The 12876-nt window shown below is 69.0% G+C and carries 15 protein-coding genes and 2 tRNA genes; 7 read left to right on the forward strand and 10 right to left on the reverse strand.

Annotated elements, in window-relative coordinates:
• The first annotated feature begins 280 nt into the window (after nucleotides 1–280).
• From NF338_RS09510 to NF338_RS09520, 3 genes are all read left to right on the forward strand, one after another.
• Entirely contained in the window at nucleotides 281–541 is a 261-nt protein-coding gene (locus NF338_RS09510) for a hypothetical protein (RefSeq protein ID WP_264030542.1), read from the forward strand.
• Nucleotides 538–1149 (forward strand): helix-turn-helix domain-containing protein, encoded by a 612-nt coding sequence (locus NF338_RS09515; protein ID WP_412846508.1) that lies wholly within the window; start codon nucleotides 538–540, stop codon nucleotides 1147–1149. The genes NF338_RS09510 and NF338_RS09515 overlap by 4 nt, the downstream gene beginning before the upstream one ends.
• Nucleotides 1150–1262: 113 nt before the next feature.
• Complete coding sequence (locus NF338_RS09520; protein ID WP_264030544.1) at nucleotides 1263–2450, forward strand: hypothetical protein; 1188 nt, start codon at nucleotides 1263–1265, stop codon at nucleotides 2448–2450.
• Between the two features lie 3 nt (nucleotides 2451–2453).
• Here NF338_RS09520 and NF338_RS09525 read toward each other — a convergent pair whose 3' ends face one another.
• The 7 genes from NF338_RS09525 to NF338_RS09555 form a co-directional block, all read right to left on the reverse strand.
• Nucleotides 2454–2648: a hypothetical protein gene (locus tag NF338_RS09525; RefSeq protein WP_264030545.1), complete on the reverse strand. Its 195-nt coding sequence runs from the start codon at nucleotides 2646–2648 to the stop codon at nucleotides 2454–2456.
• Nucleotides 2649–2996: 348 nt separating this feature from the next.
• Entirely contained in the window at nucleotides 2997–3365 is a 369-nt protein-coding gene (locus NF338_RS09530) for a hypothetical protein (protein ID WP_264030546.1), read from the reverse strand.
• 13 nt (nucleotides 3366–3378) lie between these two features.
• The gene (locus tag NF338_RS09535; protein ID WP_264030547.1) at nucleotides 3379–3759 is read right to left on the reverse strand and encodes a hypothetical protein; all 381 of its coding nucleotides are present in this window, start codon (nucleotides 3757–3759) and stop codon (nucleotides 3379–3381) included.
• Between the two features lie 487 nt (nucleotides 3760–4246).
• A complete protein-coding gene (locus NF338_RS09540) occupies nucleotides 4247–5137 on the reverse strand; it encodes a hypothetical protein (protein WP_264030548.1) in 891 nt (296 codons plus the stop codon).
• Complete coding sequence (locus NF338_RS09545) at nucleotides 5134–5514, reverse strand: hypothetical protein (RefSeq protein WP_264030549.1); 381 nt, start codon at nucleotides 5512–5514, stop codon at nucleotides 5134–5136. Before NF338_RS09545 ends, NF338_RS09540 begins: the two co-directional genes overlap by 4 nt.
• Nucleotides 5507–5710: an SEC-C metal-binding domain-containing protein gene (locus tag NF338_RS21030; protein WP_412846512.1), complete on the reverse strand. Its 204-nt coding sequence runs from the start codon at nucleotides 5708–5710 to the stop codon at nucleotides 5507–5509. The genes NF338_RS09545 and NF338_RS21030 overlap by 8 nt, the downstream gene beginning before the upstream one ends.
• A 764-nt stretch (nucleotides 5711–6474) precedes the next feature.
• Nucleotides 6475–6891: a hypothetical protein gene (locus NF338_RS09555; RefSeq protein WP_264030551.1), complete on the reverse strand. Its 417-nt coding sequence runs from the start codon at nucleotides 6889–6891 to the stop codon at nucleotides 6475–6477.
• A 61-nt stretch (nucleotides 6892–6952) separates the two neighbouring features.
• Between NF338_RS09555 and NF338_RS09560 the strand changes: the two genes are divergently transcribed.
• Nucleotides 6953–7306 (forward strand): hypothetical protein, encoded by a 354-nt coding sequence (locus tag NF338_RS09560; protein ID WP_264030552.1) that lies wholly within the window; start codon nucleotides 6953–6955, stop codon nucleotides 7304–7306.
• A gap of 196 nt (nucleotides 7307–7502) precedes the next feature.
• Here the strand turns inward: NF338_RS09560 and NF338_RS09565 are convergent.
• Nucleotides 7503–7576 (reverse strand) — tRNA-Ile (locus tag NF338_RS09565).
• Nucleotides 7577–7634: 58 nt separating this feature from the next.
• Here NF338_RS09565 and NF338_RS09570 point away from each other — a divergent pair.
• From NF338_RS09570 to NF338_RS09580, 3 genes are all read left to right on the forward strand, one after another.
• On the forward strand, nucleotides 7635–8150 hold the full coding sequence (locus NF338_RS09570; protein WP_264030553.1) for a hypothetical protein: 516 nt from the start codon (nucleotides 7635–7637) through the stop codon (nucleotides 8148–8150).
• A gap of 55 nt (nucleotides 8151–8205) precedes the next feature.
• Nucleotides 8206–8278, forward strand: a tRNA-Asn gene (locus NF338_RS09575).
• Between the two features lie 130 nt (nucleotides 8279–8408).
• Nucleotides 8409–9872, forward strand: a complete 1464-nt coding sequence (locus NF338_RS09580; RefSeq protein WP_264030554.1) for an MDR family MFS transporter — start codon at nucleotides 8409–8411, stop codon at nucleotides 9870–9872.
• 13 nt (nucleotides 9873–9885) lie between these two features.
• On the opposite strand, the gene dnaG is transcribed toward NF338_RS09580, so the two are convergent.
• Together dnaG and NF338_RS09590 are read right to left on the reverse strand one after the other, a co-directional pair.
• Complete coding sequence (gene dnaG, locus NF338_RS09585) at nucleotides 9886–11832, reverse strand: DNA primase (RefSeq protein ID WP_264030555.1); 1947 nt, start codon at nucleotides 11830–11832, stop codon at nucleotides 9886–9888.
• 56 nt (nucleotides 11833–11888) lie between these two features.
• Entirely contained in the window at nucleotides 11889–12809 is a 921-nt protein-coding gene (locus NF338_RS09590; protein ID WP_264030556.1) for an AraC family transcriptional regulator, read from the reverse strand.
• Nucleotides 12810–12876 lie beyond the last annotated feature (67 nt).

Here is a 12876-nt window from a genome sequence, read left to right on the forward strand (position 1 = left end):
CGCCTTCACCGCCCAGAACGCCGCCCTTGCGGCATGATCACCACTAACCCCGTGTCAACCGTTCCTGCAGCAGTCCCTCGGTCACCTGTGGCGCTTCGAGCGCGAGGACATCCAACGTTGGCTGAACCGACACAAGAACCGTGACCCTCTCGCTCCGACGCCGTTGTCGGCGAAGCGCCAGGGGTGGGGATAGTTGGATATCCGCGGCCGTTTGGGCACGAATGTATGCCATTTGGCATAAATGCCCAGTAGATGGCGCTTCCGAGGTATGTTCCGTGGCATGACAACCACCAACGAGGCCCGCTCGAGCGGGCCTCGCCGCCGCTACAGCGTCCGCATCGGCGAGTGGAACGCGGACACTCTTCGAGACCGAGGGATCTCACAGGAACGAGCCGCCCTGGCCGCGGGCATGTCGCACCGCACCTTCTGCCGGCGGCTCGCGGGCGACGGCAGCTTCCGCATCGGCGAACTCGCGGCCCTGGCAGAGTTCGCCAGCTTCGACGCGGTAGATGCGTTGCGCCACGGTGAGGCCGAGCAGTGACGGGGCCAACGGAGGACGCACCTGAGCCCTTGTTCGACACGAAGGAAGCTGCCCGTCGTCTCGGGGTCTCTGTCACGTGGCTCCAAGACCACCGAGACGAAGTGCCCCACATCAAGATGGGCCACCTGGTCCGGTACTCGCAGGAAGGTCTTGATCGGTTCATCCAACAGAACATTGTCGAATGCCACCTCCTCGTAGCCGAGGAGCGCGAACGCCGGCGGCGGAGAGACGGCATCCTCGATCCGCGGCGACAGCCGAAGAGGCAGCCCCCTCGCTCCGGTCCCTATCTCTCGACGCAGGAGGTTGCGGCTCACCTCCGCGTAACCAGAGTCATCGTCGCCCAGTGGCTCGCCATCGGGTTACTTCCCGGCTACAAGGCGGGCAGCAAGTGGAGAGTCTCCAAGGCAGACCTGGACGAGTGGGACGAGCTCATCCGGTGGCTCGACGACGCCCCTACTGGCACGCGCCGAACGATTCTCTTGCGCACGACGATCGAGCGGGAGATCGCCGACCGGCTGGGCTACGTGCGGTCAGTCGGAGCTCTGAGGCGAAGCGGCGTAAACGTCTCGGTGTGGGTGCCGAGGCCTGCGCCCCGAGGGCCGCGATAAGATATCTCGTCACTCTCGCTCGGATGGTCCGCGGACCCAGCCGTGCGTCTCAAGACGAGTTCACCCGGGTCCTTGCTTCGCAAGCCAAGGAGTGCCTGCTACGTTCCACCCTCATGGTGCAGACCGCAGAGGAACGCTACAGAGAGCACTCCGTCTGGGAGATTCTGAAACTCAAGCGCGAGGCGCTCGAGTCCTCACGGTTCAGCACGAACGAACTCGAGCGCGATCGCCAAGCCGTCGCATCCCTCCTGGAGACGGCCGAAGCGTCTCAGCGCAACGCCCGCGCACACCTCTACGACGACCTCCTAGACGAACTTGCCAACTGGGTCAATGGGCTTGCAGCCGATGAGTCTAGCTTTGCCCAGCACATCTACCGCTTCGGTACGCCGTCCACCCTCGCAACACTTGTCCGGCAACTGCCGGGCCCTCCACCAAGGAACTTGCCCGCCTCCTACATGTCCGTGCTCGAAACCGCGGCCACCTTGCGGCAGGAAGAACTTGCCGCGCTCAAGGCCGAGGTAACCAAACTGCGCGGCCAACTCAGCATTGCCTCGACAGCACTGGAGAAATCCCAGAGCGCCGCCCAGTCGGCGAGAGACAGCGCCCGGAGCGCCGCGGATGCCGCGGGCCAGAGCGCTGATCGGCTGGAGAACGAGCTCCGAGGCGAATGGTCAAATCGCCTTGAGGCCTGGGAACTTGCGCGACTTGAGCGGGACGAAGCGGCGGACGCGTCGGCCGCGGAGCACCTTCGGATGCTCGGCCACGCGGCGCGCCTTGGCGACCGTCTCCTAGAGAACGCAACAGCTTCACTGGTCGCGAAGGACTGGGGTCAACGATCAACGCGGGAACGCCGTGCCGGCTGGCTGACTCGACTGTCGGGGCTCGTCGCCCTTGCAGGCGCTGCGATAGTTGGTGGCCTCATCGTCAGCCGGGCACTTGAGGACGGATTCGATCTAACCCTTGGCGACGGCATCTTGCGCGCAAGCCTCGTTTTGGCCATCGCGGGAATCGGTGCGGCACTGTTAGCCGAGTCGCGGCGCCACTTCCGTGAGGCAGACAGCTCCGAGGAGATTCAGCTCGCGCTGACAGCCATCGAACCGTTCTTCGCTAGCGACTCTTCGCAGCGGGAAGCAGCTCGGAAGGCGCTTGGAGACGCAGTCTTCGTTCGCAACGTTCTCTCGCGTTTCTCCCACCGCGACGCCGCGAAACATGCCGGCGTCTCCGAAGTGACCGTCTCCTCGGTAGTAGACGACCTCACGAAGACAGTCGACTCCGTCACTAAGGCCAGCAGTGTGAAGTGACTCTCACGTTCGCCTCACCCGTGGCCGCCTGGGAATCGTGCGGAACACGTCCTCGACTCGCAGCCACACGATGAGTTCGTGCTGGTTGTACGGCGGCGTGAGCGGCTTGATGACGACCATGGCGTGGGTGTCGGTCCACCGGATCGCGCGCGCCGGCAGGAGTTCCTCGTGTGTCTCCCAGAGCAGGCGGACGATCACGGGCAGGTCACCGGAGGCCGGACAGGCGCGCGCGGTGGGTCGTCGTAGTTCAGCGGGCGCCGCTCGGACCAGGGGCGGTCTTCAAGCTGTGTCGGACGTGGGGCCGACGCGGCGATCCCAGGCCGGTCGTCACGCTTGCGACGGATCAGCCGCCGTTCGTCGTCCTGCTCGCCCACGACTCGAAAGTACGCGACGATCGAACACATGTTCGAGTCGAGCTCTTCGCGCCTGGCCCCAAGACTGGTCGCTCTTGTCCCAGTCGATCTTCTTCCAACCCTCGAGCAGGCGGAACTTCGCGAGAGAAGATCCTTGCCCCGCCTGGGGGCAAGGATCTTCTCCGAAGCGCGCCTATGCCCTGCGATGCTCGCTTTCAAGTACCGCCTGGATGATTGAGACGAGCCCCTGAGAAAACTGGTCGCGCTCGATGACTATCACGTCTTCGGACGCAAGGTCTTCGCGAAGCTCCTGAACTCGACTTGCAGCCTCCGCTTCGCGATCCAGGCGTTCAAGCACCCAGCGGCGCATCAGCGCTGACGGCGCAACGCCTTGTCGATCGGCCACCTGGCGAAGTTCGGCGAGGCGATCAACGGGAATCCTCAACGAATAGACCTGCGAGGGGTCCTTTGCGACCCTTCGATTGCGGACATAGGTCCCCTCCGCAACTGGCAAAGACTCCGCGTCTTCGGCCTCCTTCGCGAGCATCTCTTTGATCGACATTTTATTCACCACCTCACTCCCTGTTGTACCTTCGAACATCTCGGCTGTCGGCTTCCCACGCCGACGCACCCCACCAAGCGCCCGTGTGCTGGACATCGTCCTTCGGGACCAGAATCACGACAAAGACTCTGTTCGCGGCTGGGCTCCGGCCGATGATGCGGATGCTCTTGCCGGACCTGCTGGCAGGGTCGGGCGCCTGGATAAGGCGCTCTGGATCGAATGCAGCCTCGGTGGCCCACTCGGGTTGGACGTCTCGCTCACCCGGCTTGCGCATGGAGCGTGCCAGATGTTCACGAGATTCCGTCCAGTCCACGTCCTCGATCGGGATGTCTGACACCTTCCAGCCAAGGAAGATGGGCTCACCCTCCCCAGCGGCCCCCGTCGGCGTGTCCATGTACTACAGCGTATTACGCCCTGGGGTGGATTGCAGTGTGTTCTAGGTCACAGTTCGGAGACGCCCTGATCTGCGTGTCCGCCATGGCGGCGGCAAGTGCGGCAGCGTCGGCGCCCGTCGGAGGGGTAGACGATCGTGTTCTCGGGCGTGTACTCGTGTCCGCGGGGGCAGCGTGTCTTTGCCCGCTGGTGGTCCGCACCGTCACGCCGATCGGTCGACCCGTGTCGGTCCCACCGGTTGTAGTGCATCCGACACATTCCCCGCCCTACGGCCAGGCGATCGCAACCGTCGGCCTTGCACGCGGCGGGGAGCGCGGCTCGCTTAGCAGACGTCGCGGCGAAGTGAGCTCGCGCGCCCGCTAGGTCGCCGTCGATCAGCCATGGGCCGGACTCGCCGGCACGGTCGACCTGCTCACGCAATCACCGACGCACGATCGACGCCGAGACGCCCAGTTCGTCCGCAAGCTGTCCGGGGGTCACTTGCTCACTCATCGCGCATCACCGGCCCGTGCCGCCACCTCGCCACTTCGCCTCGGCGAAAGCGCGAGAGACGCGGGGATGATGGCTCCGGCGGCGCGGAGACACTCCATATGCGCTCGTCGAACCGCGATCACGGCGACGTCAACCATCCAACGCGTCGCGCCGAGATCAGCGGAAGCCATTCCGTGAATCACGGGACCCCCGTCGTCCTCATAGTCGAGATGCCCGTGGATCAGATGCACCCAGGGTCGCGAGTGCGTGAACCCACTGCATGCCGCCCAGGCCGACCAGTGCAGCAATCCGGAATTGTGATCCATACCCGACGCTCTGACGATCTCGGATATGGATGTCCTCGCGGCCGCTTTCAGTGCCCGTCCATCGAACCCGAGACGCTCTCCGACTCGTAGGATCTCGTCCGAAAGCGTGTCGGCAAGTGCGATCTTTGCCCGCAGTTCATCATTCGGTGCAAACGGCACGCCGTTGAGTGCCGACCTGAGCGAACTCATGTCTCGTAACGCAAACCCTAGCGCCCGCAGTCGTCGGTTCTCGACACCGGACTCGACGGAAAGCCAAATCGCGTCGGCACTAGCCTCGATAACCGTTCGGATCAACGAGTAATGTGCAGAAATGTATACGTTGACCTCGTCGCGCGAACAGAATATCTCCCGCAGCAGGTCAAGGTTGTCGTAGGCGCTGAGGAGCGCAGACCGCACGTGCGGCGAAGGCCGCGCGGGAGCGCAGTCCTCATCGTCCGCGGCGAACTGCGAGTTGGGCATAACCTGGAATAGCCCACGCTCTGTCCGAGCCTGGTCGATGTGCGGTTGACACCAATTCAACACTTCTCGAACTGCCAGGATTGCTTCCTGATCTCGCTCTGCTCGATCGCGATGGTCAGTCACGGCATGGAGGCTACACACTCCTCCGGATGTGCGAAGCGCCCGCCCGGCTGGCGAACCGGGCGCATCGTGTTGTCAGTCCGGGGCGACGAGTGGGCGGACCCAGCGGTCGGGTGCATGCCGGGCTCCCACCCTGGTCCTCCAGGTGCACGGTCCAGTTCCTTGATCGCCTCGCGCAGCACCCAAGCCTGCGCGGCGACGGGAGCGCCACCGTTGAGACTCAGCGACAGGCCCTCGGGGCCACGACTCAGGACACCGTCGATCGCGGTCTTCGGGAACTTGGTGCGCCACTTGGAGACGTACATGTCGACCTGGATCCCAAGCCGGATCGCCTCGCGGACGCCGGCATCGACGTGCTCACTTGTGTACTCCTCAGGCATGGCCACATCCTGACGCCACCGCGTCAAGAACGCTCGGGGACGCATCCGGCGCCAGGGCGCAGCAGTCCTTGAGCTTGAGCGGGCCGCCGCACCAGCAAGGGTCGTTTCTCCTCGCGCGCGATGCAGCACTCCCGGTACGACTTCTCGCTCCCGCAGTCGCACGGGGCCGACTGCCCGAGTGAGTGCAATGTGTCACGCATGTTGGCCGCGAACTCGTCGCCAGAATCGTTGAACCGGTGGATGGTCCTCGTCGTCACGCTGTCGTGCTCGAGCCGGGTGTGGTGCAGTTCGCCCCCAACGAGCACCTTGAACTTCGACTGAGCGGTCAACGTCGAACGAGTCGCACGACTGTGCTCGGCGAGCGCAACCCAACCCTCGTCCGTGGTGGGGTGGTAGATCCCAACTGGAAGCGCCTCCACGCCCGCGAGATTGGCACTGTGCGCCGCCTCAACTCGCTCCCGAGTCGCCTCGTCCGGGTAACGCGTCCTGCCGCTCGCGAGAGCCTTCCGGTACCACCCGAGCTTATAGTCCGAGGGCCGCTGTGTAAGCGGGGACGGATGAATGAAAGGACCCACCACCTCCGACGGCCTGAACCCATCGAGCGAGGAGAACGACGTGCACGTGAAGCGCCCTCCCGTGGGCGAGAACCCGACGTGCAGAACCAGGACGTCTCCCAGGGAGTCCATCCGCTGATCGTCCAAGGCATCCCAGGACTCCTGGAGCTGATCCTGAGCGCCCTCGTTGAGGTCGTCCATGGATAGCATCGAGTCCGAGCAGTGAGCGACGTTCGCCGCCCAGAGGGCCCCGAACGACACGTCACCCTGGACCACGACAGCCCCAACGAGGTGGGGCATGGCGTACACCTTCGAAAGCCGACCGGGCGACTGAGAGTCTTGCTGTAGGACCAGGTGTCGGTGACGATCTCCGCGTGGTCCGTGCTGGTAGTGATTCCGATGAACGTCATGCTGCAAGCTCCAAGGTCGGGAACAGGTTGATGGGGGCCGCGGACGTGTAGGTCCGTGGGCCTTGGGCCGGGCCGCCGAGCGCGCAGCCGGGGATGGATGAGTTGGGGACGTAGAACCCGGCCGGCGGACGAATACCCGTCTCCTTGAACGCCGTCGTGATCTGCACCGTCCGGTCACGGATACCAGCCATCGCGGCCTTGAGATTCTCGATGTTCTGCATCGCCGAACCCGTGTTGGCGTAGATGTTGGTCGTGATCGTTTCCGGGATCAGCCCGTACTGGTTCGCGAGCTCGTTCGCCGCCTGCTCCGTCATCCCAGCGGCAACCGCCGCAGCGATGAACGCCTGCCGACCGCGCGCCATCTTGTCCCGCAGCACGTCCTGCGACGCCCCAGCCTTCTGGTCAGCCTCCACGACACCCCAAGCCGCGTCAGCAACGCCTCGAAGGGCGGCATCGTTCGCCCGACCCTCAGTCGTGTTCAGATCAAGCGTCACCGAGTTCTGTGCCACCGACTCCGAGGCCGGCGTGCTCTACCTCACGGGGACGGTCGTCCGGGAGAAGGGCGTAGGCCTGTTCCGGCAGGAGACGACGAAGGGCAAGAAGGTCACGGGCCTGTGGCTACCGGTGTGGGCCGTCGAGATGCTCGAGAAGCGGATCGTGAGCGTCCCGGCCGAGCCGCTCGGGCTCGTGTTCCCCTCGGCCGTCGACGGGCTACGCGACACGGCTGTCGTCGAGAAGCAGTGGCGGCGGTTCCGCGAGCGCCACTCGGAGTCGTCGTGGATCACGCCGCGCACGTTCCGCAAGACCGTCGCGACGGTCGTGCAGTAGGCCGCGGGCCTCGCGGCGGCCGCAGAGCAGCTCTCGCACAGCAGCGTGACGATCACCGCGCGGCACTACGTGCAGCGGCCAGAGGCAGCGACGGACCGCAGCAGCGTGCTCGAGGCGTTCTGGCGATAGCGCTGGGCTACCGCTGGATCGGGTACCCATACCGGGGACCCGGGTTGGTGCTCGTGCAGGTCAGAAGTGCCCCGTGCAGGACTTGAACCCGCGACCGAGAGATTATGAGTCTCCTGCTCTGACCAGCTGAGCTAACGGGGCGCGCGGGCGAGCATACCGCCCGTCCGGTGCGCGGACCCGGAGCGGCTACGGTGGGGACGTGTCCTGGTTCCGCCGCCCCAGCCTGCCTGACCCGGTCCGCCGCGCGCTCGACGTCCCGGCGAGCGATCGCGTGCTCGCCTCGGCCGAGCTGGCCGACGGCTCGTGGGCGGTCGCGACCCGCACCGAGCTCCTCACGAGCGACCCGACGGGCAGGGTGGTCGCACGACGCCCGTGGTCGGACGTGGACCGGGCGGGGTACGCGCCGGAGACCGCCACGATCACGGTCTCGTGGGTCGACGGCGCCCCTCCCCTGGCCCTCGCGCTCGCCGACGCGCGCCGCACGTCGCTCGCCCAGACGCTGCGCGAGCGCGTCCAGTCGTCGGTGGTGCTGTCGGAGACCGTGACGTTCGCCCCAGGGCTCACCGCCCGGGTCGCCGTACGGCGGGACGGTGACGGCGAGCTCTTCTCGCAGGTCGTCGCCGACCCGGGCGTCGACCTGACGGACCCGGAGGTCACGACCCGCGTGGACGCCGCCGAGGGGCGGGTCCGGTCGGCGTCCGGACTACCCCTCTGAGCCTGCTAGAGTTTTCCCCGGTCGCTGCGGTGCACACCGTGGCAGCCATGGTCGATCCCGCGTAGCTCAGCTGGCAGAGCATCCGACTGTTAATCGGACGGTCGTAGGTTCAAGTCCTACCGCGGGAGCCTCGAAAGCTCGGCCCCGGACCGCACAGCGGTCCGGGGCCGAGTCGTTTCTCCCGCCCGGTCCGCACGTCGACCCTGCGCGGTGGGGTGGCCGGGAATACGGGACCGTTGCCCGAGGCTTGCGTCTGTCGTGACCACGACGTCCTCCGCAGGGATCGGCCTGCGCTCCGAGCGCGGCCCCGTCCTCCTCGCGCTCATGCTGTCCACCGCGCTCGTCGCCCTCGACGCGACGATCATCGCGACGGCGTCGGCGACGATCGCGCGCGAGCTCGGTGGGTTCGCGCAGCTCCCCTGGCTCTTCTCCAGCTACCTGCTCGCGCAGGCGGTCGGGACTCCGGTCTTCGGCAGGTTGTCCGACGTCCTCGGTCGCAAGCGACTCATGCTGGCGGGGGTCGCCCTGTTCTTCCTCGGGTCGGTGCTGTGCGGGTTCGCGTGGTCGATGCCCGCGCTCGTCGCCGGCCGGGTGCTCCAGGGTCTGGGCGCCGGTGCGGTGATGCCCGTCTCCCAGACGATCGCCGCGGACATCTACACGCTCGAGGAGCGCGCGAAGGCGCAGGGCTACCTCGCGTCGGTGTGGGCGATCTCGTCCGTCGTCGGCCCGACGCTGGGCGGCGTGTTCTCGGAGTTCGTCAGCTGGCGCTGGATCTTCTTCGTCAACGTGCCGCTGTGCGCGCTGGCCGCGTGGATGCTGCACCGCCGCTACCACGAGTCCCCCCGCGAGGGTGCGCGCGAGCCCATCGACTACGTCGGCGCGGCGCTGCTCACCGCGGGCAGCACGCTCCTGCTGCTCGGTCTCCTCGAGGGCGGGTCCACGTGGGCATGGGCCTCCCCCGCCTCGGTCGCGGTCCTCGGTGCCGCGATCCTCCTGCTCGGCGTCTTCGCGGTGCGCGCACGCCGCACGCGCTACCCCGTCGTCGACCTCGCGATCCTGCGCCGGCGCGTCATCGGCGTCTCGACGGCGGTCTCGCTCCTCGTCGGGGTGATCGTCCTCGCCCTGTCCACGTACGTGCCGATCTACGCCCAGGGGGTCCTCGGCGTCGGGCCGCTCGTCGCGGGGTTCGCGCTCGCGGCGATGACGGTCGGCTGGCCGATCTCCGCCTCGAACGCCGGGCGTCTCTACCTGCGGATCGGCTTCCGCTGGACCGCCGTCATCGGGTCGGCCCTCGTCCTCGCCGGCACGTCGCTCACGCTGCTGCTGGGCGCGTCGTCGTCGGTCGTCGCGGTCGCCGCGACGACGTTCGTCGTCGGCGTCGGGATGGGGCTGACCGCCGTCCCGACGCTCATCGCCGCCCAGTCGTCGGCCGCGTTCACGGAGCGCGGCGCCGTGACGGGCACCAACATGTTCGCGCGGTCGCTCGGGTCGGCGGTCGGCGTCGCGGTCTGCGGCGCGATCATCAACGCCCGCACCACGCTCGGCGCCGACGGCACGCCCGAGGGCCCCGGCCTCATGAGCGCGATCCACGTCGTGTTCGTCCTGCTCACCGCGAGCGCCGCGGTCCTCGTCGTCCTCGCGGCCCTCATGCCGCCGGACCGGCAGGCGGCGCGCGACCGCCGGGCGACGACGACCGCCGCGACCGTGGACGCGACGGCCTGACCTCCCGGAGGGCTCAGGCGATCTCGCCTTCGCGCAGCGTGCGGCGCTCGGCCTCGACCGCGAGGAGCGCGGCGAACGCCTCCTGGTACGCGGCGAGGTCGGCCGTCGGGTCGAGGCGCTGGAGGCGGCTCTTCGCGTCGGCGACGCGGCGCGTCAGACCGAGGTCGACGAGGCCGCGCACGACGCCGGCGACGTAGCCGCCGACGACGTTCTCGCGGTCCTCGGGCAGGGGCGCGACGGCGAGCTCGGTGACGAGGCCGCGCACGGGCTCGGCGGCCTGCTCGACGACGGCCTCGACCCAGTGCCCTGCACCCAGCGTCGCCCCTTCGCGCACCCCGCCCGCGGCACGGATCGCGGCGTGGACGGCGCGCCAGGCCGGGACGGCGAACGCGTCCTCGCCGAGGTCGTCGAAGACCGGTGGCACGTGCTGGGGGTACTGCAGGACGGCGGCGAGCGCGAGACGCTCGCGGCGCGCCACGGGGTCGCGCGGGTCGGGTGCGGGGAGCGTCGGGACGGTGGGCTCGGGCTCCGTGCCCTCGCCGCCGGGGCGGGCGCCGTCGGGCCGCGACGTGCGGACCGGCCCGGGTGCGCTGCCGCGCTTGGCCGCCGCGGCGACCTCGCGCCGGACGCGCTCGGCGTCCATGCCGATCCAGCCCGCGAGCATGCGCGCGTACTCGGGGCGCAGCGCGGCGTCGCGGATCCCGGCGACGACGGGGGCCGCGGCGCGCAGCGCGCCGACGCGGCCCTCGGCGGTGTCGAGGTCGAAGGTCGCGAGGGTCGTGCGGATGACGAACTCGAAGAGCGGCTGGCGCCCGTCGACGAGGGCGCGCACGGCGTCGGGGCCGCGCGCCATGCGCAGCTCGCACGGGTCCATGCCGCTCGGCTCGACGGCCACGAACGTCTGGGCGTAGAAGCGCTGGTCCTCGCCGAACGCGCGCACCGCGGCCTTCTGACCCGCCGCGTCGCCGTCGAACGTGAACACGACCTCTCCGCCGACGGACGCGCCCGACGCGAGCTGCATGCCGCCCCCGGCGGTCGTATCACCGAGGAGGCGGCGCACGATGCGCGCGTGGTCCGAGCCGAACGCGGTGCCGCACGTCGCGACGGCGGTCGTCACGCCGGACAGGTGCGCGGCCATGACGTCGGTGTACCCCTCGACGACGACGACGCGCTTCTGCTTGGCGATCTCCCGCTTGGCGAGGTCGATGCCGTAGAGCACGTGCGACTTCTTGTAGAGCGAGGTCTCGGGCGTGTTGAGGTACTTGGGCCCCTGGTCCTCGTCGTAGAGGCGGCGCGCGCCGAACCCGACGATCTCGCCGGTGACGTCGCGGATGGGCCACACGAGGCGCCCGCGGAACCGGTCGTAGATGCCGCGCTGGCCCTGGCTCATGAGGCCGGAGGCGACGAGCTCGGGCTGCGTGAAGCCACGCCCCTGGAGGTGCCGTTGCAGGTTGTCCCAGCCGGTGGGCGCGTACCCGACGCCGAAGTGCTCGGCGTCCGTGCGGTCGAAGCTGCGCTCGGCGAGGAACGCGCGGGCCGCCTGCGCGCCGGACGCGAAGAGCTGCTCGGAGAAGTACTGGGCGGCGACACGGTGCGCCTCGAGCAGCCGCTGGCGCCGGCCCGGCTCCTCCCGCGGGCGCTGCGGCCCGCCCGAGTCCTCGTAGCGGAGCTGGATCCCGACGCGGTCCGCGAGGTACTCGACCGCCTCGACGAACGTCAGGCCGTCGATCTTCTGGACGAACGAGATGACGTCGCCGCCCTCGCCGCACCCGAAGCAGTGCCAGCGCCCCACACCGGGCCGCACGTGGAAGGACGGCGAGCGCTCGTCGTGGAAGGGGCACAGCCCCTTGAGCGAGCCGACGCCCGCGGTCTTGAGGGTGACGTGCGCGGAGACGATCTCGTCGATCCGTGCGCGGTCGCGGACGGCTTCCACGTCCTCGCGTCGAATCAGGCCAGCCACGGAGCGAGTCTATGCGCCCGGGCGGTGCCTCGGGGGTGGCTCGACGGCGTCGTCGGTCACCCGGGGTACGCCGTCGCGCCCGCCCCGACGAGCGCGTCGCGCGACGCGGCGCAGCGCCGCGCGTACGCCCCGGGCGTGGACCCGGTCGCGCGCGCGAAGTCGGTACCGAGGTGCGCCTGGTCGTAGTAGCCGACGGCGCTAGCGAGCGCCGCGAGGTCCTGGTCAGGGTCGGCGGCGAGCAGGTCGGCCGCGAGGTGCACGCGGTGGCGCTGCAGGGCCCACTTGGGGCTCACGCCGACGTACGTGGCGAAGAGCCGCTGGAGCGAGCGTGCGGAGGTCCCGACGACGGCGGCGAGGTCGGCGACGCCCGCGCCGGGCCCGAGGTCCCCGGCCACGAGAGCGGCGAACGCGCGGGCGACGCGATCGAGGTCGCGTGCCGTCCGCGCGTCGCGGACGCGGTCGGCGCGCGCCCGCAGCAGCGGCTCGACGCCGCGTGCGGCCTCCTCGTCCCGGCCAGCGACGGCGAGGGCGAGCGCGGCGGCGCCGGTGCGGTCCGCCGTCGGGCCGAGGAACGCGGCGGCGGGGACCTGCACGCCCGGGCGCACGGCGTCCGCGTGCCCGAGCAGCACCCGGAACGCGCCGGGTCGCAGCTTGGTCCCGACGACGGCCCCGGCACCGGTCAGGGTGCGCTCGAACAGTCCCGGTGGGATGCCGTGAGCCACGTAGCCGGACTCCTCCGCGACCACGTTGGCGACCGGGTGCGGCACCAGGACCTGCGTGAACGACTCCCCCGGCGGCAGGTCCCAGCGCACGACCCAGTGCCGCTCGACGAGGTCCGCGAGGTCCGGCGCCGCCTCGATGCGCACGAGCTCGAACCCGCGCCGCGCGGCGGTGGGGTCGACGAGCCCCCGCAGCGACGTCGTCGGGCCGCGTCGAGGCTCGGATCGCGCGTCGGCACGGCCGTCGGGTTCGAACACCTGTCGCATTCCTCCAAGACTGGCACGGGCTGCCGACACGAGCATGGTGGGACGGCCCGCACGTCGC

The sequence above is a fragment of the Cellulosimicrobium sp. SH8 genome, from assembly GCF_025818875.1.
Lineage (GTDB): Bacteria > Actinomycetota > Actinomycetes > Actinomycetales > Cellulomonadaceae > Cellulosimicrobium > Cellulosimicrobium cellulans_D.

Bases quoted from the DNA above. Each gene is read 5' to 3' on its own strand.
- NF338_RS09535 (WP_264030547.1), bottom strand. From the start codon at position 3,759: ATGGACACGCCGACGGGGGCCGCTGGGGAGGGTGAGCCCATCTTCCTT.
- NF338_RS09530 (WP_264030546.1), bottom strand. From the start codon at position 3,365: ATGTCGATCAAAGAGATGCTCGCGAAGGAGGCCGAAGACGCGGAGTCT.
- NF338_RS09545 (WP_264030549.1), bottom strand. From the start codon at position 5,514: ATGCCTGAGGAGTACACAAGTGAGCACGTCGATGCCGGCGTCCGCGAG.
- NF338_RS09520 (WP_264030544.1), top strand. From the start codon at position 1,263: ATGGTGCAGACCGCAGAGGAACGCTACAGAGAGCACTCCGTCTGGGAG.
- NF338_RS09510 (WP_264030542.1), top strand. From the start codon at position 281: ATGACAACCACCAACGAGGCCCGCTCGAGCGGGCCTCGCCGCCGCTAC.